Source organism: Cupriavidus sp. GW823-FHT06D04 (assembly GCF_058795055.1).
This window is the reverse complement of the sequence record NZ_JBXAHL010000030.1, coordinates 1-21,898: the sequence shown is the minus strand read 5'-3', so window position 1 is coordinate 21,898 and position 21,898 is coordinate 1. Positions and strand designations below refer to the sequence as shown.

The window sequence follows — 21,898 nt, the reverse complement described above, 5'->3', positions numbered from 1 at the left end:
ATGCCCGCCGCCAGCCGCCTCTTGCCAGCCCGGATCCCCAGCTTCCTGCCAGCGCCGGGAGGCCAGCCATGAGCGACGCCTCGGCCGTGCTGACCGGCCAGCTGCGCCCGGTCGAACATTGCAGCCACTGCGGCGCGGGCTTTGTCTGCGGCTACGTGGCGGGGCTGCCCGAGTGCTGGTGCGCCAGCCAGCCGCTGCTGCCGGCGCGGCGCATCGTGCCGGGCCAGCACTGCCTGTGTCCGGCCTGCCTGGCGGAGCGCCGGCAAGCCGCTCGGGAGCCCGCTCAGGAACCCGCTCAGGAACCCGATTCCGCCGCCGGCTGAGACGCCGGCCCGGATGCCGTCGCGCTGCCCCACTGCATCACCAGCATTCCCGCAACGATCAGCGCCGCACCCGCCAGCCGCGCCGGCGTCAGCGCGCGCACCGCAAAGCCGGCCAGCCCGAACTGGTCCACCAGCAGCGCGGCCAGCACCTGGCCCGCCACCACCGCGGCGATAAAGCCGGCGGCGCCCAGCCTGGGCGCCATCATCAGCGCGGCCGAGATATAGAACACCCCCAGCACCCCGCCGATCCAGAGCCAGCCCGGCGCGCGCGCCAGTGCCGACGGCGCCGGCAGCGGCACGCGCATCAGCCACAGCACGGGCAGCAGCGCCGCCAGACTGACCAGCAGCGACACCAGCGTGGCCGACAGCGGATGCCCGAGCGTGCGCCCGAGGGTGGCATTGGCGCCTGCCTGGAAAGGGATCGCCGCGCCGGCCAGCACGGCCGTACCAAGCGGCAGCCAGAGTGAAACCGGGAGGGAAAACGGCAACTGGGTGCCTGACATGACGCGCTCCATAGGGCAAGATGCGATGCCGGCAGTTTGAAATATCGCAATGCGAATTTCCAATTCTGCTTTCGTACGTTTAATATTCGCCGAATGAATAGCCTACGCGGAATCGACCTCAACCTGCTGGTGGTGCTCGAAGCACTGCTGGCCGAGCGCCATATCTCCCGCGCCGCGCTGCGGCTGCACCTGAGCCAGCCGGCGGTCAGCCACGCGCTCGGGCGGCTGCGGCAGCTGCTCGACGATCCCATCCTGGTGCGCGGCAAGGGCGGCCTGGTGCTGAGCGCGCGCGCCCATGAGCTGTCCGGCCCGCTGGCCGAGGCTCTGGCGCAGGTGCGCATCCTGCTGGGGCCCAGCGGCTTCCAGCCGGCTACCGCGCGGCGCAGCTTCCGGCTGGCCATGTCCGACTACGGCGCGCTGGTGGTGCTGCCGCGGCTGCTGCGCGCGGTGCGCAAGGCCGCGCCCAATATCGACCTGGTGGTGTCGCAAGCCAGCCGCGAAGGCATGACCGCCCAGGTGGCCGATGGCGAAATCGACATGGCGCTGGGCGTGTTCACCCACCAGCCGGAAGGCGTGAAATCCGCGGAGCTGTTCTGCGAGAGCTATGCCTGCGCGGTGGATGCCGCCACCGTGCGCGATACTGGCCGGCTCGACCAGGTGGCCTACCTGGCGCGCTCGCACGTGCTGGTGGCCACGCACAGCGAACGCATGGACGCGATCGACACCGCGGTGGCCAAGCTGGGGGGACGGCGCAAGATCGCCTGCGTGGTGCCGCACTGGAGCGTGGCGCCGGCGCTGATCGCCGGGACCAACCTGGTGCTGACCACGGCGCGGCGCAGCCTGGCCGCGCTGGAGGAAGACCCGCGCTACGCCGTGTTCGCGCCGCCGTTTGCGCTGGACGACTTCACCTTCAGCATGATCTGGCACGAGCGCACCGAAGCCGATCCCGCCCACACCTGGCTGCGCGAGCGCGTACTGGCCGCGGCGGCCAGTCAGGAATCGGAAGAGCCGATCAGCTTGCGCGGCTGACGGCGCACCCCCGGCTTGGCTGGCGCCGGGGGCTGGGCATCACGGCGCTGCGCGGGAACAGCAGGTGGCCTGGCGGGGCGCGTATCCCCACGAAAGACCAGCTTCTGCCGGGTACCGTGCTGCTTGTTGGCCATGATGACTGGGTGGGTGGATGGACGAGGCCGGGCCCCGTCAGGCGCTCAGTGCTTGTGTTCGCCGTGGCCGCCGCTCGCGCCGGCGATAGCGGGCACCATGTCGCGCACTTCGGCCGTGACCTTCTGCTCGGTCACCTTGCCGCCCTGCTCGATCTTCAGCGTGATGGGCACGGTGTCACCCTTCTTCAGCTGCGACTTCAGGTCCATCAGCATCACATGGTAGCCGCCCGGCTTCAGCTCGACGTCCTTCATCTTGGGCAGGTCCAGCGACTTGACCTGGCGCATGCGCATCACGTTGCCTTCCATCTTCATTTCGTGCAGCTCGGCCGCGCCCACCGGCGACGATACGCCGACCAGCTTCGCGTCGTCGTGCGCGTGCAGCACCATGAAGGCGCCGGAGGCAGTCTGGGTCGGCACCGTGCCGCGCACCCAGGCGTTGCTGACATCGACCTGGGCCAGCGCGGCGCCGGACGCCAGCGCCGCTGCGAGGGCGACCGATGCGGCCAGCGTGGCCGAGCGGAATTTGGCTTGCATGAAAGGCTCTCCTGAAAGCAGACATTAGACCATGGCGATGCCCGCCCGTGCATGCCCCAGGCAACCCCGCCATGCGACGCACAGCCGGCTAGTCTGGCAGCCCGCCCGGCGCGGCGCCAATGCGGCAAGGTGTCGCACGCACCGGTGCCCCGCGGCCGCATTGATACACTCGCGCCATGACCACCGCCGCAGCCGTGACCCGCTTGCCCGACCTCCCCTTCCTGTCGCCACTGCCGGCGGGCACCTCCGCCCGCCATGGCCAGGTGACGCTGCGCCGGCTGTTCTGGCTGCGCTGGGCACTACTAGCGGGACAGGCGCTGACCGTGCTGAGCTGCGAGCCCATCGCCGGCATCCGCCTGCCCTACGGGCCGCTGCTGGTGGTGTTCGGCCTGCAGGCGCTGTTCAACCTGCTGACCGGCCTGCGCCTGCGCCAGCACACGCGGCGCAACAGCGCCCCCGGCGAGGCCGAGCTGATGGGCCAGCTGCTGGTGGACCTGACCGCGCTGTCGGCCATCCTGTTCTACACCGGCGGCGCGACCAACCCCTTTGTCTCGTTCTACCTGCCGGGGCTGGCCATTGCCGCCGCCATCCTGCCGTGGCGCCAGGTGATCGCGCTGGCGCTGTACGCGCTCGCCTGCTACACGCTGCTGCTGTTCGAATATGTGCCGCTGGACCTGCACAACCCGGACAACGCGGTGAACTACCACCTGGCCGGCATGTGGCTGAACTTCGTCGCCAGCGCGGTGATGATCGCGCTGTTCGTGGCGCGCCTGTCCGGCGTGCTGCGCCAGCGTGAGGCGCAGCTGAACCTGGCGCGCGAGCAGCTGCTACGCGAGGCGCGCGTGGAAGACCTGAACGGCCAGGCCGCCGCGGTCGCGCATGAGATCGGCACGCCGCTGGCCACGCTGGCGGTCATCGCCGGCGAGCTGCGTGCCGATGCCTCCGACGCGGGCCGCGGCACCTCCGCAATCAACGGTTACCTGCCCGACCTGCAGACCATGGAACAGCAGCTGGCGCTGTGCCGCACAACGCTCGCGCGCCTGCGCGAAGACCCGGCCACGCTCGCGCCGCAGCGAATCGACGGCTGGCTGCCGGCCTTTGCCGAGCGCTGGCAGCTGCGCCACCCCAACGCCAGCCTGCAGGCCAGTGCCACGCCGGGCGCCGGCGCGCAGGCGGTGGAAACCGCGCGCGTGGGCCAGATCCTGACCATCCTGCTGGACAACGCCGCGCGCAGCCAGCAAGCCGCGAGCCGCGGCCAGGAGCCGCTGCAGCTGCAGATCGCCATGGCGCCCGGCAATACCGCGCCGTGGCTGTCGTTCCGCATCGCCGACCACGGCGACGGCATTCCCGAGATGCTGCGCGGCCAACTGGGCGAAACCCCGGTGGCCAGCCAGCACGGCGGCCAGGGCATCGGCCTGTACCTGGCGCAAAGCGCCGCCCGGCAGATGGGCGGCGAACTGGCCTGGCACGACCGCGCCGGCGGCGGCACCGTTGCCGAGCTGCGCCTGCCCGCGCTGTCCACCCTTTCCGCATCCGCCGCCACCGCCGCCATGGCACCACGAATCCCATGACCGACACCCTCCCCCCGGTACCCGAAGCCATCGCACCGGCTGGCACGCCCTTCCTGGTCATCGACGACGACGAAGTCTTTGCCGGCACCCTGGCACGCGCGCTCACGCGACGCGGCTATGCCGTGCAGGTGGCGCACGACAGCCGTACCGCACTGGCGCTGGCATCACGCATCGAGTTTGCCTATGTGACGCTGGACCTGCACCTGGAGCCGCCGCCGGATGCCGGCAGCACCGTGCCTGCCGAATCGGGGCTGCAGTTGGTGTCGCCGCTGCGCCAGGCGTTGCCGGACGCACGCATCCTGATCCTGACCGGCTACGCCAGCATCGCCACCGCGGTGGCGGCGGTCAAGCAAGGCGCGGACGAATACCTGGCCAAGCCGGCCAATGTCGATTCGATCCTGACCGCGCTGATGGCGGGCGTGTCCGAAGACGCGGCGCAGGCCGCGCTGGAAGAACCGGTGCCGCTGTCGGTGGCGCGGCTGGAATGGGAGCATATCCAGCGCGTGCTGGCCGAGCATGACGGCAATATCTCCGCCACGGCACGGGCGCTGAACATGCACCGGCGCACCTTGCAGCGCAAGCTGGGCAAGCGGCCGGTGTCGCGGTAATTGTTACGGCAACAAGCGAAAAGGCCGCGCCTTGCGCGGCCTTTCACATGCCCGATGGCAAGCGCCATCCGGGTTACAGGCGCAGCTGGACATAGTCCCAGTCCAGGCCCTCGGCACGGTCCTGTGGCGTGCTGCCTTGTGCGATGCGCATGGCATCGCCGGCATGGCGGTCCGCCAGCGTGAACAGCGCGCCCGAGTCCAGCGCCAGCGTCGCCGCCGCGGCAGCGGCCGCACCGACCGTGCCCGATTGCGCCGCTTCGGCAGCCGGAATGGCCGGACGCACACACAGGAACGCGGTCGCCGCGGCCAGCGCGGCCAGCAGGCCACCCGTGGTGAGCACAACTCGGCGGGTCTTGTAGTTGACCATCTGATTTCTCCTGCCAGTGAGTTGATGGGGATGCGGTGGCTCCCGCACCGGTCAATCGACCGTCAAGGTGCGCAAGGGTCGCATCGGCCGGCAGGGGTGCGCCAGCGGGCTTACCAATGCTTACGATGGTTACCGGGGTGTGGCAGGTGGAAACGCCTGGACATGAAATACGTCCCGTGCGGGTGACGGGCAGGTGAGGCCTTCGCGCATGGTGGTTTTTGGCTTGGTGTCATTACGGTCGGGTGTCTCGCTTGGCACCAAGCCAAAAATCACGAGCCCCGAATACCCACAAAAAAAGGCGCACCATGGTGCGCCCTGCATCGTGTCCCAGCCGCCGGCTTTACAACACGTAACGCGACAGATCCTCGTTGCCAGCCAGATCCCCAAGCCGCTCATCCACATACGCCGCATCGATCGTCACAGTCTCGCCCGACGACCTGGTGGCGTGGAAAGACAGGTCCTCCAGCAGCCGCTCCATCACCGTGTACAGGCGCCGCGCGCCGATGTTCTCGACCTTCTCGTTGACCGAGAAGGCGATCTCGGCCAGCCGGCGGATGCCGTCCGGCGCGAACACCAGGCTGACCACTTCGGTGCTCAGCAGCGCCTGGTACTGCTTGGTCAGGCTGGCATCGGTCTGCGTCAGGATGGCCTCGAAGTCCTGCACGGACAGAGAATCCAGCTCGACCCGGATCGGGAAGCGGCCCTGCAGCTCGGGAATCAGGTCGCTCGGCTTGGACAGGTGGAATGCACCCGAGGCAATGAACAGGATGTGGTCCGTCTTGATCATGCCGTACTTGGTGCTCACCGTAGTGCCCTCGACCAGCGGCAGCAGGTCGCGCTGCACGCCCTGGCGCGACACCTCGCCGCCGCCGATCTCGCTGCGGCTGGCGATCTTGTCGATCTCGTCCAGGAACACGATGCCGTTCTGCTCGACATTGGCGATGGCCTTGTGCTTGAGCTCCTCGTCATTGACCAGCTTGGCGGCCTCTTCGTCGATCAGCAGCTTGAAAGCCTCCTTGACCTTCATCTTGCGGCGCGTCTTCTTGCCCTGGCCCAGCCCGGCAAACATGGTGCGGATCTGCTCGGTCATGTCTTCCATGCCCGGCGGGCCCATGATGTCCATGCTCGGCATGCCGGCGGAGAGTTCCAGCTCGATTTCCTTGTCGTCGAGCGAGCCTTCGCGCAGCTTCTTGCGGAACACCTGGCGCGTGTTGGAGTCCTTCTCCTCCGGCTGTGAGAAGCCGATATCGCGCGCCGGCGGCAGCAGTACGTCGAGCAGGCGGTCCTCGGCCGCGTCCTCGGCCTTGGTGCGCACCTTCTTCATCTCGGACTCGCGCGTCTGCTTGATCGCCATCTCGGCCAGGTCGCGCACGATGGTGTCGACATCGCGGCCGACGTAGCCCACCTCGGTGAACTTGGTGGCCTCGATCTTGATGAAGGGCGCGTCGGCCAGCTTGGCCAGGCGGCGCGCGATCTCGGTCTTGCCGACGCCGGTCGGGCCGATCATCAGGATGTTCTTGGGCGTGATTTCCTGGCGCAGGGGCTCGGCCACCTGCTGGCGGCGCCAGCGGTTGCGCAGCGCCACCGCCACGGCCTTCTTGGCCTTGTTCTGGCCGATGATGTGCTTGTCGAGTTCGGAAACGATTTCCGACGGGGTCATGGTGTGCGACATGGTATCCGTTCAGTGGGGGCGCGCCGGCCTGCGCGGTGGCCGGCCTGCGCTTATTCCAGCGTCTCGATGACGAAGTTGGTGTTGGTGTAGATGCAGAGCTCGCCGGCAATGGTCAGCGCTTTCTCGACCACGTCCTTGGGCGCCATTTCGGTGTTCTCGACTAGCGCCTTGGCGGCCGACTGCGCATACGCGCCACCCGAGCCGATCGCGGCGATGCCGCCCTCGGGGTCGAGCACGTCGCCGTTGCCGGTAATGACCAGCGTGGTGTCGCGGTCGGCGGTGATCAGCATGGCTTCCAGCCGGCGCAGGGCGCGGTCCGAACGCCAGTCCTTGGCCAGGTCGACCGCGGCGCGGGTCAGGTTGCCCTGGTACTTTTCCAACTTGGCCTCGAAGCGGTCCAGCAGCGAGAAGGCGTCGGCGGTGCTGCCGGCAAACCCGACCAGGACCTTGCCGTTGTAGATGCGGCGCACCTTGCGCGCGGTGCCCTTCATCACGATATTGCCGAGCGTGACCTGACCATCACCGCCAAGTGCGACCTGATTGCCGCGGCGGACGCTGACGATGGTAGTGCCGTGATACTGTTCCATGGTGGCTTCCGTGAATATGTCAGGACCGTAGTTGGCGACGCCCCTGGCCGGTTTCAAGGCCTGTCGCGTGCTCTGGGAAGCGCCGCCCGGTCTGACCCAATATAGGATGCCTGCTGGCAGGCTGCCGGAGGTCCCGCCAGAAAACAAAAAGGGCCATGCGCTGCCGCATGGCCCTTGTCCGGCGACGCGCGGGCCAGGGCCCGCGCGCCTTATGCATCACGCCACCTGATCAGTCGGCATATACGCCGGCCTTCTTGATCACCGGCGTCCACTTGTTGATTTCGGCGGTCAGGTAATTGCGCAGCGAATCCGGCGTGGCGCGCTGCGCCGGCACCGCTTCGGCACCCAGCTCGGCCATCTTGGCGCGGAAGGCCGGGTCGGCCACGGACTTCTGCAGCGCCGCCGACAGCTTGTCGATCACCGGCTTGGGCGTGCCCTTGGGCGCGTACATCGCGTGCCAGACCTTCACTTCCACGCCCGGCATGCCCTGCTCGGCCGCGGTCGGGACATCCTTGAACGCTTCCACGCGGCGTGCCTGCATGGCCGCGTACGGCTTGACCGAGTGGGCCTTGAGATGGCCGGCAAGATTGGTGGTCTGGTCGCACAGCAGGTTGACCTGGCCGCCCAGGATATCGGTCAGTGCCGGCGCAGCGCCCTTGTACGGCACGGTGGTCAGCTCGGTCTGGATCGCGCTCTGGAACAGCAGGCCGCACAGGTGTGAGGCCGAGCCGATGCCGGCATTGGCCAGCGACAGCTTGCCGGCGTTGGCCTTGATGTACGGCAGCAGGTCCTTGAAGGTGTTCGGCGGCAGCGACTTGTTGCCGACCAGGATCATCGGCACGTCGGCGATTTCGCCGATCATCTCGAAGTCCTTGAGCGGATCAAAGCCCAGGTTGCGGTACAGCGCCGGGGCCGTGGCCATGCCGATATGGTGGATCAGCACGGTGTGGCCGTCGTTCTTGGCCTGGGCGACCTTCTTGGCGCCGATGGTGCCGCCGGCGCCGCCCAGGTTCTCGATCACGATGGTCGAGCCCAGGTGCTTGGACATGATCGCGGTCAGTTCACGCGAGACCTTGTCGGTCGGGCCGCCCGCGGAGAACGGCACCACGGCCGAAATCGGCTTGCCGCCCGGGAATTCCTGCGCATACGCGCCCGCCGCCACACCCATCGCGCTGACTGCCAGCGCACCCGCGACCATCTTTACCACTCGTTTCATGCTTTCTTCTCCTGGTTCCCTTTAATACCCGTCTTGCAATGCGTTGCCGCCGGCCCGGCCCCTGCTCTTGTGGGGGGCGCATCTGGCGCGGTTTCTGTGACCGCGCCCTTGGACCATGCCGGCTGGCTCCGCTGCCCTGCCGTAAACGGCAAGGGCGGGCCTTGATGTTAGCAACACCAGACAATACGCAGGTATAGGGGCTAACCCGCCTGCAATCAGCCGCATATGGCGGAAAACGAGGAAGATATGGCAGAGATCGGCTACAAAGGCGTGCGTTTGTGATACTCGGTGCGGCCTAACGGAAGAAACCGAGCATTTCCTCAAGCAGCGGCTCGGCGGCCTCTTCCGGGATGTAGTGCCCGCACGGCAGCGCCTGGCCGCTGATGTCGGTGGCCACCTCCTGCCACAGCGCCAGCGGCTCGAAGCAGCGCGCCACCACGCCGTGCTCGCCCCACAGCACGCGCAGCGGCAGCGCCAGTCGGCGCCCGGCCTCGCGGTCGGCGCGGTCGTGCTCCAGGTCGATGGTGGCGGCGGCGCGGTAGTCCTCGCACATGGCATGCACGCGCGCCGGGTCGCGCATCGCCGCGGTGTAGGCCGCCATGGCGTCGGGGGCGAAGGGCGTCAGGCCCGCGTGGCGCAGGCCCATCAGCTTCTCGATGTAGAAATCGGGCTCGGCGTTGATCAGCGTCTCGGGGAACGGCGCCGGCTGGATCAGGAAGAACCAGTGCCAGTAGGCGGCGGCAAAGGCCATGCTGGTGCGCTCGTACATCGCCAGCGTGGGCGCGATGTCCAGCAGCATGGCGCGGCTGACCGCCTCCGGATGGTCCATGCACAGCCGGTGCGCGACGCGGGCACCGCGGTCGTGGCCGCACAGCGCAAAGTGCTCGAAGCCAAATGCCGCCATCAGCGAGACCTGGTCCTGCGCCATGGTGCGCTTGCTGTAGTGCTCGTGGCCGGCATTGCCGGGCGGGGCCGAACTGCTGCCGTAGCCGCGCAGGTCGGTGGCGATCACCGTGAAGTGATCGGCCAGCGCCGGCGCCACCCGGTGCCAGATCAGGTGGCTCTGCGGGTGCCCGTGCAACAGCAGCAGCGGCGGCCCCGAACCGCCGCGCACGCCGGCGATCTCGACCTCCCCGACACGCTGCCGGAAAGTTTCGAAGTTCGGGAACAGCAGCGCGCTGGCGTCATTCAGCATGGGTCGTCTCCGCTCTGGGGCTTATAGGTCGTCCTGTGCCGATCATAGGCGCAAACCGCCCCATCGGCGTGGCTGCGCCGGCTTCGCCATTCGGCCTGCTGACGCAACTGAATTGCATCAACCGGGGGCCTATGGTTAAATCTGCCCATGACCCGTCCCAGTCCGGACCGGCCGGCCGCTGTGCCGGAACCGGCGATCCCCACCCCTGCGTCCCTGGAAGCCGCCCACGAGCGCCTGCGCCAGCTGGGCGCGCGCGTGACCCAGCCGCGGCTGTGCATCCTGGCCTGCCTGATCGGCAGCGATGAGGCGCTGACGCACCAGGCCGTGATCGACCGCCTGCCCGAACCGGGCGAGACCATCGACCGCGTCACCGTCTACCGCGTGCTGGACTGGCTGGTGGAACAGGGCGTGGCGCAGAAGCGTGCCGGCAACGACCGGGTGTTCCGCTTCAGCCTGGTCGAGCACGAGGCCGCGCGCGCGCAGGAGCACCGCCAGCACAGCCATTTCCACTGCACCCGCTGCGACCGCACCTTCTGCCTGGACGATGCCAGCGCACCGGTGCAGCCGGCCGCGCCGCGCGTGCCCAGCGGCTTTGCCATCGAACATGTCGAACTGACCGTGAACGGCGTCTGCGCCGAGTGCGGCAAGCGTGCGCCCGCCTCGCCCGGCGGCGCTTCGCACTGAACGGCAATCTCTCATACCCGGAGAACAACAATGTCCAAACTGACCCCGGTCACGATCCTGACCGGCTTTCTCGGCAGCGGCAAGACCACCCTGCTCAAGCGCATCCTGAACGAGCAGCACGGCATGAAGATTGCCGTCATCGAGAACGAGTTCGGCGAAGAGAACATCGACAACGAGATCCTGGTGCAGGACGGCCGCGAGCAGATCGTGCAGATGAGCAACGGCTGCATCTGCTGCACCATCCGCGGCGACCTGGTGCAGGCGCTGTCGACGCTGCTGACGCGCCGCGACGCCGGCGAGATCGGCTTTGACCGCGTGGTAATCGAGACCACCGGCGTGGCCAACCCGGGCCCGGTGGCGCAGACCTTCTTCATGGACGAGGAAATTGCCTCGCGCTACCTGCTCGACGCGGTGATCACGCTGGTCGACGCCAAGCACGCCCACCTGCAACTGGACAAGCAGGAAGAGGCGCAGCGCCAGGTTGGCTTTGCCGACGCCATCTTCATCACCAAGTCCGACCTGGTGACCGAAGCCGACGTGGCCGACCTGCGCCACCGCCTGCTGCACATGAACCCGCGCGCGCCGATCCGCCTGGTCAACTTCGGCGAGGCGCCGATCGACACCATCTTCGACCTGCGCGGCTTCAACCTGAACGCCAAGCTGGAGATCGACCCGGAATTCCTGCGCGCCGACGACCATGACCACGATCATGACCATGAGCACGGCGAGCATTGCGGCGACGACTGCGGCCATGATCACGGGCACGACCATGCGCACGGCCATGGCCACGCGCACGACCACCATCACCACCACCACCATACCGACCGCATTGCGTCGTTCGTCTTCCGCAGCGACAAGCCCTTCCACTACGGCAAGCTGGAGGAATTCCTGTCCGGCATCCTGGCCGTGTACGGGGAAAAACTGCTGCGCTACAAGGGCGTACTATATATGGACGGTGTGGACCGCAAAGTGGTGTTCCAGGGGGTCCACCAGCTGATGGGCAGCGACATCGGCGCCAAGTGGGAGGAAGAGACCCCGGGCACGCGCATGGTGTTCATCGGCGTGGACCTGCCCCGCGACGCCATCCTCAAGGGCCTGGAGAACTGCCTGGCCTGAGTGCCCCAGTCGCCCCATCGGCGACGCCCCCCTCCGGACACCGCTGCGCGGCCGCCCCCCGTTCGGGGTACCGGGGAAATACCGAAGCGCCAGCCGGTTTTCCCGGTATCTCGGAGAAATTTGTTCAAGTACAATAGGCCGGATTTGATACCGGTGGCGCACCTTTTTCCCGCTGCCGGCATTTGGTCCATCGGATCTGGTGGACTTGCAGGGCGGCGGTTGTCGTCAGCATGAGGCAGGCCGCCGGCAGGTGCGGTCGCAGTGCTTCGTGCGGAGACCGCCTTTTTTCCGCCTGGGGTGCCCCGACGCGCGCCGTCACTGACTGACGCGAGAGAGAGGTGTCCCCATGACAGCCGCAACGAAGACGAAAGAAAGCCGCAGCAAGACAGGTAGTGCGGCGGCAGAGACGCTCAAGGCGCAGCCTGTGAAGGCCGCGCCCGCTCCCCGCGGCAGTACGGCGAACGCCGAAGCGGGCGCAACGAAGGGAGGCCCGCGAAGCAGCAAGACTGCAGCCAGCCAGAGTGAAACAGCCGTGGCGCGCAAGCGCGCGGACAGCGCACCCGAGCGGACCCAGACGCCGCCGGCCGCATCAACAAGAGAATCAGCAGCAACCATGAGCAGCAACAAACTTCTGACTGAAGCTGAAATCCTGAAGATGAGCGACAAGGATTACATGAACGAAGCGCAGCTCGCCTTCTTCAAGCACCGTCTTGAGCAGCTGCGCGACGAAATCCTGAAGAACGCTGACCAGACCACGGAACACCTGCGCGAAACGGTCATCGTGCCGGATCCGGCCGACCGTGCCACCATCGAGGAAGAGCATGCGCTGGAACTGCGCACGCGCGACCGCGAGCGCAAGCTGCTGAAGAAGGTGGAGCAGTCGCTGCAGCGCATCGAGTCCGGCGACTACGGCTGGTGCGAGGAAACCGGCGAGCCGATCGGCGTGCCGCGCCTCCTGGCCCGTCCCACGGCCACGCTGTCGCTCGAAGCGCAGCAACGCCGCGAACTGCGCCAGAAGCTGTTCGGCGACTGAAGCGCCGCGCACCGGCACGGCCGGTGCGGCAGGCGTAACGTGACGGCCCGGTTACCCGGGCCGTTTGCTTTGGCGGGGCCGCGTCTGCCTTGTCGTGCCGTCGCCACGGCCTACCATTGAGAATCGTCCGGCTGTTGCCGCCCCGGCCTTTCTGGTAAATTCGCAACCTTGTTGCAACAACGCAGCCAGCATCTGGGCTGCGTAGCCCGTCGTCACTTCCACCACTCCTGCCATGGCTGATCGCCTGCCCGTCACCGTGCTGTCCGGCTTCCCCGGCGCCGGCAAGACCACGCTGCTGAACCACCTGCTCGCGCACAGCGCGGGCCGGCGCATGGCCGTGCTGGTCTGCGGGCCGCAGCACGGGCAGGCGCTGGCGCCGCTGCCGCCCGGCTGCGAGGCCGCGGTGCTGCCCGCGGGCGACGCCCTGCTCGGCGAAGTCGCCCGGCTTGCCGCCGAGGGCCGCTTTGACGCACTGCTGATGGAAGCCGACGGCCTGGACGAGCCGCTCGCGATTGCCGAAGGCTTCCTGTTCGAGGCCGAGCATGGCGCCGGGCCCGACGCGGCGGTGCAACCCGACACGCTGGTGACGGTGATCGATGCCACCACCTTCCTGCGCGACCTCAACGAGGCCGAGTTCCTGGCCGACCGCGGGCTGGCGCAGGCCACGGACGATGACCGGACCGTGGCCGAAGTGCTGGTGGCGCAGGTCGAATGCTGCGACGTGATCGTGCTGAACAAGGCCGACCTCGCCAGCGCGGCTGAACTGGCGCGGCTGCACGCAGTGCTGCAGGCGCTGAACCCGCGTGCCGACATCGTCGAAGCCAGCTTCGGCAAGGTGCCGCCGGAGCGCGTGCAAGGCACCGGCCGCTTCGACTTTGAAGCCGCAGCGGACGCCCCGGGCTGGCTTGCCGCGCTGCGCGGCGAGGCGCCGGCTGCCAACGCCAGCGGCGTCTCCACGCTGGTCTACCGCCGCCGCCGCCCGTTCCACCCGCAACGCTTCGCTGACCTGATCCATACCGAATGGCTGCGCGAGCACGGCAGCGTGCTGCGCTCCAGGGGCCTGTTCTGGCTGGCCAGCCGCATGGATACCGCGGGCGACTGGAACCAGTCCGGCGGCGTCTGCCGCCATGGCGGCGCCGGCGCCTGGTGGGCCGCGCTGGATCCGGCCGAATGGCCGGCCGACAGCGCCGAACGCGCAGAAGTCGAAGCCGACATGCAGGTCGACGGTGCTCCGGCAGCCTTCGGCGACCGCCGCCAGGAACTGGTGCTGACCGGCCTGGACCTGGACCATGCGGCGCTGCAGGCCCGGCTCGACGCCTGCCTGCTGACCGATGCCGAGATGGCCGCGGGCGCACAAGCCTGGGCGGCCTACGAGGATCCGTTCCCCGGCTGGGTCGACGACTTCGACGACGACCACGAGCATGACCATGGCCACGACCATGGCGATAGCCATGGCAACGACTGCGGCTGCGGCGATCCCGACCACCACCACGGCAACCACGCCGGCCATCCGCATGCGCACTGACTGGTTCGCCCGCCTGCGCACGCACGGCCCGGGCCTCCGGTCCGCGCTGTGGCTGGCGCTATGCCTGCTGCTGGCGCAGTACGCCGGGCTGACCCACCGCATCGTGCACGGCGGGCTGCTCGCGCCGTCGGCCACCGTGACAACGGCCGACGCCGCCTCGGCCAACGACCCCGAGCCGCACCCGCTGGAGCAGAAATTCAGCGGCCACTCGTGCGTGCTGTTCGATGGCGCCACGGTTGCCGACACCCTGTGCGGCAAGCTGCCGCTGCCGCAGCTTGCCTTTGGCAAACCGGTCAAGCCGGCCAACCTGGCTTGGCGCTGGCCCGACCTGCCCGCCACCCACCCCTTCCAACCGCGCGCGCCGCCGGCGCCGGCCATCGCCCTCGCCTGATCCGGGACGCGGCCCTCGCCGCGCACCCGCCTGACCAATTCCGAGCTGAACGCCTGCCCATTGCGGCTGCGCGGCCACGCCCATCGCGGGTGGCCGGCGCCGTGCCGGGCAGTTGCCGTGCCAGCCGGGCCGATTGCCATTGCCTCACTCCGCGCGCCATGTCGAAGAATCGTTACACCGCACCAACCAGCGCACCGCGCCTGACCCCGCTGGCGGCCCTTGCCGCTTCCCTCACCGCCACCATGGCCACCGCTTTCGTCGCGCCCGCCGCGCTGGCACAGGCCGCCACGGCACCTGCCGCCGACAGCGCACCCGCCACAACCACTGCCACCGCGCCGGCCGGCGCCACGCTGCGCGAAGTCGTCGTCACCGCCAACCCGCTCGGCAGCGACCTCAATGACATGGTCGCGCCGGTATCGACGCTCGGCGGCGACGCCCTGGCCGTGCGCCAGGGCAGCACGCTGGGCGATACGCTCGACAAGCTGCCCGGGGTCTCGTCCAGCTACTTCGGCCCCAATGCCAGCCGGCCGGTGATCCGCGGCCTGGACGGCGACCGCATCAAGGTGCTGCAGAACGGCGGCACCACGGTCGACGCGTCTACGCTGTCCTACGACCACGCAGTGCCGGTGGACCCGCTCGTGGCCGAGCGCATCGAGGTCGTGCGCGGCCCGGCGGCGCTGATGTACGGCGGCAACGCCATCGGCGGCGTGGTCAACGTGATCGACAACCGGATTCCGAAGGAGCCGATCGAAGGCATCGGCGGCGCGGTCGATGCCAGCGCCACCGCGGGCGGCGACCAGGCGCGCAACGCCAGCGCGCTGATCGAGGCCGGCAACGGCAAGTTCGCCGTCCACGCCGACGCCTTCGCGCGCAAGACCAGCGACCTGCACATCCCCGGCTACGCCCGCAGCGACCGCCTGCGCACCACCGATCCGCTGCCCGCAGGCGAGACCGAAGCCTATGGCCGCCTGCCCAACACCAGCGCACAGCAGGAAGGCGGCGCGATGGGCGGCTCCTACACCTGGGCCGACGGCTTCGTCGGCGCCAACTACAGCGCCTACCGCAATGAGTACGGCACGCCCGCCGAGGACGACGTGCGGCTGAAGATGCGGCAGGACCGCTTTGCGCTCGAAGGCGAGGCGCGCAACCTGGCCGGCAACACCGCCGGCTGGCTCGAATCGGTCAAGGGCAAGTTCAGCTATACCGACTATGAGCACAAGGAAATCGAGGGCGGCGAGACCGGCACCATCTTCAAGAACCGGGGCTGGGATGCGCGCCTGGAGGCCAGGCACGCGAAGATCGGCAACATGACGGGCGTGATCGGCACGCAGTTCGGCCATACCGACTTCTCGGCGCTGGGCGAAGAGGCATTCGTGCCGAGCACCAATACGGATAACGCGGCGCTGTTCGTGTTCGAGGAACTGCCGCTGACCGCTTCCGGCGACCTCAAGCTGAACCTGGGCGGGCGCCTGGACCACAGCAGCATCAAGGCCAGCGCCAACGGCAACGACCGCTTTACCGATGCCAACCGCAGCTTCAACGCCACCAGCGCCTCGGCCGGGCTGCTCTACAAGGTCAACCCGCTGTGGTCGCTGACCAGCAACCTGTCGTACACCGAGCGCGCGCCGACCTTCTACGAGCTGTATGCCAACGGCCCCCACGTGGCCACCGGCGCCTGGGAGCTGGGCGACCCCAATGCCAACAAGGAACGGGCCACGTCGATCGACCTGGGCGTGCGCTTCAAGTCCGGGGCGCACAGCGCCGGCGTGTCAGGCTACTACAGCCGCTTTGCCAACTACCTGGCGCTGAACGCCACCGGCCGCACGCGTGACGAGGCGGGCGACGTGATCGCCGCCGGCAGCCCGGGTGCGCTGCCGGAGTTCCAGTACCTGGGTGTGCCGGCCACACTGTACGGCTTCGAGGCCGAAGGCAAGACGCGGCTGCTGCAGAAGATGCTGACCACCAGCGACACGCTGGACTTCGAGGCGCGCGCCGACTATGTGCGCGGCGAGAACCGCGATACCGGCGAACCGCTGCCGCGCCTGGCACCGCTGCGCCTGGGTGGCGCGCTGGTGTATGGCGCGGGCCCGTGGGGCGCGCGCGTGGATGTGACCTACGCCGCAAAGCAGACCCGCGTGCCAACCAACGACACGCCGACCGATGCCTATACGCTGCTGAGCCTGGCGCTGACCTATAAGTTCAAGGTGTCGGGCACGCAGACGCTGGTGTACCTGCGCGGCGACAACCTGACCAACCAGGATGCGCGCAACTCGGCGTCGATCCTGCGTGATATCGCGCCGCTGGCCGGGCGCAGTGTCAAGGTGGGGTTCAGGACGTCGTTCTGAGGACGCGGGCAGGCGTGGTGAATCAATCCCAGTTCACCACCCACTCCCCCTCCACCGCCAGCGCCTTCACCCCCGCCAGCGCGCGCACCGTCTGCGCGCAGATCTCGGCTATCGCCAGCCCCGGCATGAAGCGCTGGCGGATGCGCACCATCAGCGGCGCGGCTTCCATCCATGCCACCAGCGCGTCCTGGGTCATGCGCTGCTGCTCCAGCAGCTTGAACTTCACCAGCACCTTGACCGCATGGCTGGCATTGCGCGCCGGATCGGCGCCCAGGTAGGCCAGGCGCCCCTGGGCGCGTTCGACCGCCGCCGCCACATCGGTGAACATCCGGCCATGGCCCGGGATCACCAGCCGCGCGTCGAGCTGGGCGATGCGTTCCAGCACCGCCGCCTGCTCGGCAAAGCCGCTCTCGCCATCCAGCTCGGGGAAGATCACGCCGAAGCCGTTCTCCCACAGCGCATCGCCGGAAACCAGGATGCGCTCGGCCGGCGCGAACAGCATCACCGCGTGCGGGTCATGGCCGGGGGCGGCCACGACTTGCCAGTCGATGCCGCCCAGGCGCAACCTGTCGCCGTCGCTCAGCACGCTGTCGAAGGTGAAGCGGTCGCACTGCTGGCCGGTGGCGTTGTAGCTGAGCGCTTCCGTATCCCACGCGGCAACGGCTGCGGCCTCGGCCGCGGGGATCGCGGTGCGCGGCTGCCAGCGCGCCTGCAGCGCGGCATTGCCGCCGCAGTGGTCGGAGTGGAGATGGGTATTGATCACGCGTGCAAGCCGCCGGCCCTGCAAGGCAGCCGCCACCAGCGCCACCGTCTGCGGCGCGTGGGTGACGTAGCCGGTATCGACCAGCACCGTATCGTCGCCCTCCACGAACAGGATATTGTTGGCCGACAGCCAGCCGCGCTCGAACACGCGCATGGTGGCCGGCAACTGCGGGACCGGGCTTTCGTTCAAGGGGATGTCTCCTCGCCTGCCAGCCATGCGGCGCGCTGCGGCAGCTGCGCCCAGATGCGGCGCTTGTCTTCGTCGCCGGCGGACGACCAGCCGGCAATCTCTTCGATGGTGCGCAGGCAGCCCTCGCAGTAGCCGCTGGCAGGGTCCATGCGGCAGACGTTGCGGCATGGCGACGGCACCGGCGAGGCTTGCCGCGCGGCGTCGGCCTGCGCGGCCAGTTCCGCGGCCAGCAAGGCAGGCGTGATGGGTGTGGGGGGCGTAGAGGCCATGGCGTTGCGCTCGCTCGGCACTCAGCCCGCCGCGCGCGCGGCCTTGGCCGCCACTTTCTCGTTGAAGCGGCCGGCGTCGATCAGGTGGCGCTCATGCACGCCCTCGGAGATCTTGTCCTCGCCGTCCCAGGCGCTCAGCTGGAAGCGCAGGCGGCGCCCGTCCACCGCCACCAGTTCGCCCTTGACCGTCACCGTCATGCCCGGCGGCGTCGGCGCCAGGTGCGAGAAGCTGACCAGCGTGCCGAGCGACTGCTCGCGCGGCCAGTCCAGGTGCTCGCGCAGCATCTGCAGGCAGGCACATTCCATGATGCCGACCATATAGCCGGTGGCCAGCACGTCGGGCATCTCGGGGCAGCCCGGGATATCGTCGTACAGGCGCGGCACAGTGGCCTTGGGCGGCACCGTGTATTGCCAGCTGAAGGTCAGGCCAGGGCGCAGATCGGGACTCATGCCACCGAGCCTGCCGCGACGTCGGCCACTTCAGCGCCCGTCATCTGCTGCAACTGCTGCGGCGTCAGGTTGAAGACCGCATGGGGATGCCCCGCCGCGGCCCACAAGCTGTCGTAGCGGAACAGGTCCTGGTCCAGCAGCATCACCGGCGCCACCGCATGGCCGATCGGGCAGACGCCGCCGATGGCATAGCCGGTCTTCTCGCGCACGAAGCGCGCGTCGGCCTTTCCGAGCGCGCCCACGCGCGCGGCCACCTTGGCCTCGTCGACGCGGTTGCTGCCGCTGGCGATCACCAGCACCGGCGCATCGTCGGCCACGCGCCGGAAGATGATGGACTTGGCGATCTCCGCCACGCTGCAGCCCAGGCCCGCCGCGGCCTCGGCCGAGGTCTTGCCGGTGGCCGGCAGCATCACCACGGGCCGGTCATGGCCAAGCCCGGCCAGCAGGTCCGCGACGCGCTGCGCGGACTCGGGCAGCGCTTCGTCATTCACCGTCATGCGTTCTTCTCCTTGTTCTGTGGCCCGCGCCTGATCCGCACTTACGCGCAGGCGGGCGCAGCATCGCTGGCGGCGGCCCACCTGGTCAGCAAGGCACGGCCCACGCGCGAGCTGTTGGCGCGGCCGATTGCCTGCGAGATATAGTCGCCGGTGCGCACCACCGCTTCCAGGTCGATGCCGGTGTGGATGCCCATGCCGTGCAGCATGTACAGCACGTCCTCGGTCGCCACGTTGCCGGTCGCGCCCTTGGCGTACGGGCAGCCGCCCAGCCCCGCCACCGACGCATGGAAGATCGAGATGCCCACTTCCAGGCTGGCCAGGATATTGGACAGCGCCTGCCCGTAGGTATCGTGGAAGTGGCCCGACAGGCGGTCCAGCGCAAACTCCGCGGCCGCGGCGCGCATCACCTCCTGCACGCGCACGGGGGTGCCCACGCCGATGGTGTCGGCGATATCGATCTCGTCGCAGCCCAGCTCGCGCATGCGCCGCACCACGTCGACCACCGCGTGCACCGGCACCTCGCCCTGGTACGGGCAGCCCAGCGCGCACGAGATGCTGCCGCGCAGGCGCACGCCCTTCTCCTTCGCTGCGGCGGCCACCGGCGCAAAGCGCGCGATCGACTCGGCAATCGAGCAATTGATGTTCTTCTGCGAGAACGCCTCGCTGGCGGCGCCGAAGATCACCACCTCGTCGGCACCGGCCTCGATCGCGCCTTCAAACCCCTTCATATTCGGCGTCAGCGCCGAATACAGCGTGCCGGGCCGGCGCTGGATGCGCGCCATCACGTCGGCACCGTCGGCCATCTGCGGCACCCACTTGGGCGACACGAACGACGCCGCCTCGATATTGACGAAGCCGGCATCGGTCAGCTGGTTGATCAGCGCGACCTTGACCTCGGTCGGCACCATCGCCTTCTCGTTCTGCAGGCCGTCGCGCGGGCCGACTTCAACGATCTTCACGTAGTTCGGCATGGTCATGGCTGTCTCCTGTCTCTAGTTCGTCTTGGTCGGGGCGCTCAGTAGCCCCGCTGCACGTCGACCACGCCCGCGATCGGCTGGCCCGCGCGCAGCGCGCGGATCTTGCCGGCGATCTGCGCGATGCTGTCCTCGCGCAGCGTGAGCGCAGAGATATGCGGCGTGAGGGTGATGCGCGGCTCCTGCCAGAACGGGTGTTCCGCCGGCAACGGCTCGGTGCGGAACACGTCGAGCGTGGCACCGGCAACCTGCCCCGACTGCACCGCGGCAAGCAGGTCTTCCTCGGCCAGGTGCTGCCCGCGCGCGACGTTGATCACATATGCGCCCTGCGCCAGGCGCGCGAACAGCCCGGCGTTGAGGATGTTCTCGGTCTGGGGCGTCAGCGGGAGCACATTGACCAGCACGCGCAGGCCATCGAGGAACGGCGCCTGCCCGGCATCGCCATAGAAGCCGCTCACGCCTTCGATGGCGCGCGCGGTGCGGCTCCAGCCACGCACCGGGAAGCCGAAGCCCGCCAGCGTGCGCGCGATATGCGTGCCGAGCGTGCCCACCCCCATCACGCCGATGGTGAAATCCTCGCGGCGATGCGGCTTCAGGAACTTCCAGTTGCCGGCGCGCTGCTGAGCCTCGTAGGCGTCCATCTTGCGGAAATAGCGCAGCACCGCGTGGGTGACGTACTCGGCCATCTGCGCGGCCATGCCGGCATCGTCGAGCCGAACGATCGGCACGCCGGCGGGCAAGGCGTCAGGGGCTTCATCGCGCAGGCGCAGGATGCCGTCGACGCCGGCGCCCAGGTTGAACACCGCCTTCAGGTCGGTACGGCCACGCAGCATCTCCACCGGCGGGCGCCAGACCACGGCGTAGTCGGCCGGTTCGCCACGGCTGTCCTCCCACGTCACACATTGCGCTTCGGGCAGTGCCTCGGCGAAGCCTGCGATCCAGGGGTCGTAGCGGCCGTCGGGGACGTACAACTGCAACTTCATTTTGTCTCCAGGGGATTCTGGTGGGGGTAAAGGCGTATTTTGGCAGAGGAACCCGGCGTGGGGTTGGTTGGGGCAACGGTGACCGCGCCCCTGCCACCCCTAGCGCGCATCAAGTCCCCGACTTCCCCTCGAACGCCAGAAGCTGCGCCCCCTCCACAACCTGCTCCCCCACCCCGTAAAGCACCTCACTCACCACCCCATCCACCGGTGCGCTGATGGTGTGCTCCATCTTCATGGCCTCCATCACCAGCAACGGCGTGCCGCGCGTGACGGTGCTGCCAGCCTCGACCATCACGGCAATGACCTTCCCGGGCATCGGCGCAGTGAGCTTGCCGCCCTCGCTTTCGGTCTCGCCGGCATGGGCCAGCGGATCGAGCCAGGCCAGGCTCACATGCCGCCCGGCATAGAAGACGTGGAAGGTCTCGCCATCGGCATGCACCTGCCCGTGCGCGCGCCGGGTGCCGAGGTTGATGCGGATATCGTCGGCCTGGCAAGTGCAGGCAAAGGGCGCCGCCTGGTCCGCATAGATCAGCGTGCTGCCGCGCTCATTGGTGCTCAGCGTCACCTCCAGCACCTGCTCGCCATAGCCGAAGCGCAGCGCGCGCGACACGCCGCCGTTCAGCCGCCACGTGCCGCCATGGGTCCACGGCGAATGCTGGTCGGCGGCGTCGATGCGGCGCTCGCGGGCCTCGCGGTCGAACAGCGCCGCCACCGCCAGCGCGATGACTTCCAGGCCGACCGGCGCCGGCGGCGGGAACAACACCTTCTCGTTGCGCTCGATCAGGCCGGTGTCGAGATCGGCGGTGCGGAACGCCTGGGACGACACCAGCCGCTGCAGGAAAGCCACGTTGGTCGACAGCCCAACCACGTGGTAGGCCGCCAGCGCCTGGCGCATGCGCGCCAGCGCCTCGTCGCGGTCCTTGCCCCAGACGATCAGCTT

24 protein-coding genes are annotated in these 21,898 nt (G+C 68.7%); 10 read left to right on the top strand and 14 right to left on the bottom strand.

The features are described 5' to 3' along the window. Positions 1–68: 68 nt before the first annotated feature. Complete coding sequence (locus tag AC1Q7H_RS28560) at positions 69–323, top strand: cysteine-rich CWC family protein (protein ID WP_492382023.1); 255 nt, start codon at positions 69–71, stop codon at positions 321–323. Here the strand turns inward: AC1Q7H_RS28560 and AC1Q7H_RS28555 are convergent. Next, positions 296–826, bottom strand: coding sequence for a DMT family transporter (locus AC1Q7H_RS28555; RefSeq protein ID WP_013955289.1), 531 nt, complete (start codon positions 824–826; stop codon positions 296–298). The two genes, AC1Q7H_RS28560 and AC1Q7H_RS28555, sit on opposite strands and share 28 nt — an antisense overlap. A 93-nt stretch (positions 827–919) precedes the next feature. Between AC1Q7H_RS28555 and AC1Q7H_RS28550 the strand changes: the two genes are divergently transcribed. Beyond that, on the top strand, positions 920–1,855 hold the full coding sequence (locus tag AC1Q7H_RS28550) for a LysR family transcriptional regulator (protein ID WP_013955288.1): 936 nt from the start codon (positions 920–922) through the stop codon (positions 1,853–1,855). Between the two features lie 179 nt (positions 1,856–2,034). Here the strand turns inward: AC1Q7H_RS28550 and AC1Q7H_RS28545 are convergent, their stop codons facing one another. After that, positions 2,035–2,523: a copper chaperone PCu(A)C gene (locus tag AC1Q7H_RS28545; RefSeq protein ID WP_013955287.1), complete on the bottom strand. Its 489-nt coding sequence runs from the start codon at positions 2,521–2,523 to the stop codon at positions 2,035–2,037. 176 nt (positions 2,524–2,699) lie between these two features. Between AC1Q7H_RS28545 and AC1Q7H_RS28540 the strand changes: the two genes are divergently transcribed. Continuing rightward, positions 2,700–4,094, top strand: coding sequence for an ATP-binding protein (locus AC1Q7H_RS28540; protein ID WP_153954905.1), 1,395 nt, complete (start codon positions 2,700–2,702; stop codon positions 4,092–4,094). Further along, positions 4,091–4,702, top strand: coding sequence for a response regulator transcription factor (locus AC1Q7H_RS28535; RefSeq protein WP_013955285.1), 612 nt, complete (start codon positions 4,091–4,093; stop codon positions 4,700–4,702). Before AC1Q7H_RS28540 ends, AC1Q7H_RS28535 begins: the two co-directional genes overlap by 4 nt. Positions 4,703–4,775: 73 nt before the next feature. On the opposite strand, the gene AC1Q7H_RS28530 is transcribed toward AC1Q7H_RS28535, so the two are convergent. The 5 genes from AC1Q7H_RS28530 to AC1Q7H_RS28510 form a co-directional block, all read right to left on the bottom strand. Beyond that, positions 4,776–5,069: a hypothetical protein gene (locus AC1Q7H_RS28530; RefSeq protein WP_013955284.1), complete on the bottom strand. Its 294-nt coding sequence runs from the start codon at positions 5,067–5,069 to the stop codon at positions 4,776–4,778. 340 nt (positions 5,070–5,409) lie between these two features. Further along, a complete protein-coding gene (gene hslU / locus AC1Q7H_RS28525) occupies positions 5,410–6,741 on the bottom strand; it encodes an ATP-dependent protease ATPase subunit HslU (RefSeq protein WP_211980555.1) in 1,332 nt (443 codons plus the stop codon). Between the two features lie 50 nt (positions 6,742–6,791). Further along, positions 6,792–7,328 carry an ATP-dependent protease subunit HslV gene (gene hslV / locus AC1Q7H_RS28520; protein WP_010813287.1) on the bottom strand — a complete coding sequence of 179 codons (537 nt, stop codon included), beginning with the start codon at positions 7,326–7,328 and terminating at the stop codon, positions 6,792–6,794. A 229-nt stretch (positions 7,329–7,557) separates the two neighbouring features. Next, complete coding sequence (locus tag AC1Q7H_RS28515) at positions 7,558–8,544, bottom strand: tripartite tricarboxylate transporter substrate-binding protein (protein WP_013955282.1); 987 nt, start codon at positions 8,542–8,544, stop codon at positions 7,558–7,560. Between the two features lie 295 nt (positions 8,545–8,839). Further along, positions 8,840–9,739, bottom strand: a complete 900-nt coding sequence (locus AC1Q7H_RS28510) for an alpha/beta fold hydrolase (protein ID WP_153954904.1) — start codon at positions 9,737–9,739, stop codon at positions 8,840–8,842. 147 nt (positions 9,740–9,886) lie between these two features. Between AC1Q7H_RS28510 and AC1Q7H_RS28505 the strand changes: the two genes are divergently transcribed. The 6 genes from AC1Q7H_RS28505 (at position 9,887) to AC1Q7H_RS28480 (ending at position 16,833) form a co-directional block, all read left to right on the top strand. Beyond that, positions 9,887–10,423, top strand: a complete 537-nt coding sequence (locus AC1Q7H_RS28505; RefSeq protein WP_013955280.1) for a Fur family transcriptional regulator — start codon at positions 9,887–9,889, stop codon at positions 10,421–10,423. Between the two features lie 30 nt (positions 10,424–10,453). Then, complete coding sequence (locus AC1Q7H_RS28500) at positions 10,454–11,539, top strand: CobW family GTP-binding protein (protein WP_153954903.1); 1,086 nt, start codon at positions 10,454–10,456, stop codon at positions 11,537–11,539. A 613-nt stretch (positions 11,540–12,152) separates the two neighbouring features. Beyond that, positions 12,153–12,572, top strand: a complete 420-nt coding sequence (gene dksA / locus AC1Q7H_RS28495) for an RNA polymerase-binding protein DksA (RefSeq protein ID WP_010813282.1) — start codon at positions 12,153–12,155, stop codon at positions 12,570–12,572. A gap of 232 nt (positions 12,573–12,804) precedes the next feature. Beyond that, entirely contained in the window at positions 12,805–14,097 is a 1,293-nt protein-coding gene (locus AC1Q7H_RS28490; RefSeq protein WP_492382022.1) for a GTP-binding protein, read from the top strand. Further along, a complete protein-coding gene (locus AC1Q7H_RS28485; protein ID WP_492382021.1) occupies positions 14,024–14,488 on the top strand; it encodes a hypothetical protein in 465 nt (154 codons plus the stop codon). Before AC1Q7H_RS28490 ends, AC1Q7H_RS28485 begins: the two co-directional genes overlap by 74 nt. Positions 14,489–14,646: 158 nt before the next feature. Further along, the gene (locus AC1Q7H_RS28480; protein ID WP_211980553.1) at positions 14,647–16,833 is read left to right on the top strand and encodes a TonB-dependent receptor; all 2,187 of its coding nucleotides are present in this window, start codon (positions 14,647–14,649) and stop codon (positions 16,831–16,833) included. Between the two features lie 22 nt (positions 16,834–16,855). Here AC1Q7H_RS28480 and AC1Q7H_RS28475 read toward each other — a convergent pair whose 3' ends face one another. The 7 genes from AC1Q7H_RS28475 to AC1Q7H_RS28445 all read right to left on the bottom strand — a co-directional run. Next, positions 16,856–17,812 carry an MBL fold metallo-hydrolase gene (locus AC1Q7H_RS28475; protein WP_211980552.1) on the bottom strand — a complete coding sequence of 319 codons (957 nt, stop codon included), beginning with the start codon at positions 17,810–17,812 and terminating at the stop codon, positions 16,856–16,858. After that, positions 17,782–18,054, bottom strand: coding sequence for a DUF1289 domain-containing protein (locus AC1Q7H_RS28470; protein WP_085959674.1), 273 nt, complete (start codon positions 18,052–18,054; stop codon positions 17,782–17,784). The genes AC1Q7H_RS28475 and AC1Q7H_RS28470 overlap by 31 nt, the downstream gene beginning before the upstream one ends. 21 nt (positions 18,055–18,075) lie before the next feature. Continuing rightward, positions 18,076–18,504 (bottom strand): thioesterase family protein, encoded by a 429-nt coding sequence (locus tag AC1Q7H_RS28465; RefSeq protein ID WP_010813276.1) that lies wholly within the window; start codon positions 18,502–18,504, stop codon positions 18,076–18,078. Further along, entirely contained in the window at positions 18,501–19,001 is a 501-nt protein-coding gene (locus tag AC1Q7H_RS28460; protein ID WP_035820492.1) for a YbaK/EbsC family protein, read from the bottom strand. Before AC1Q7H_RS28460 ends, AC1Q7H_RS28465 begins: the two co-directional genes overlap by 4 nt. 41 nt (positions 19,002–19,042) lie before the next feature. Continuing rightward, on the bottom strand, positions 19,043–19,978 hold the full coding sequence (locus AC1Q7H_RS28455; RefSeq protein ID WP_153954899.1) for a hydroxymethylglutaryl-CoA lyase: 936 nt from the start codon (positions 19,976–19,978) through the stop codon (positions 19,043–19,045). A gap of 38 nt (positions 19,979–20,016) precedes the next feature. Next, entirely contained in the window at positions 20,017–20,958 is a 942-nt protein-coding gene (locus AC1Q7H_RS28450) for a 2-hydroxyacid dehydrogenase (protein WP_153954898.1), read from the bottom strand. Between the two features lie 109 nt (positions 20,959–21,067). Continuing rightward, on the bottom strand, positions 21,068–21,898 hold an 831-nt coding region (locus tag AC1Q7H_RS28445), incomplete at its 5' end, for an acyl-CoA carboxylase biotin carboxyl carrier protein subunit (RefSeq protein ID WP_492382020.1).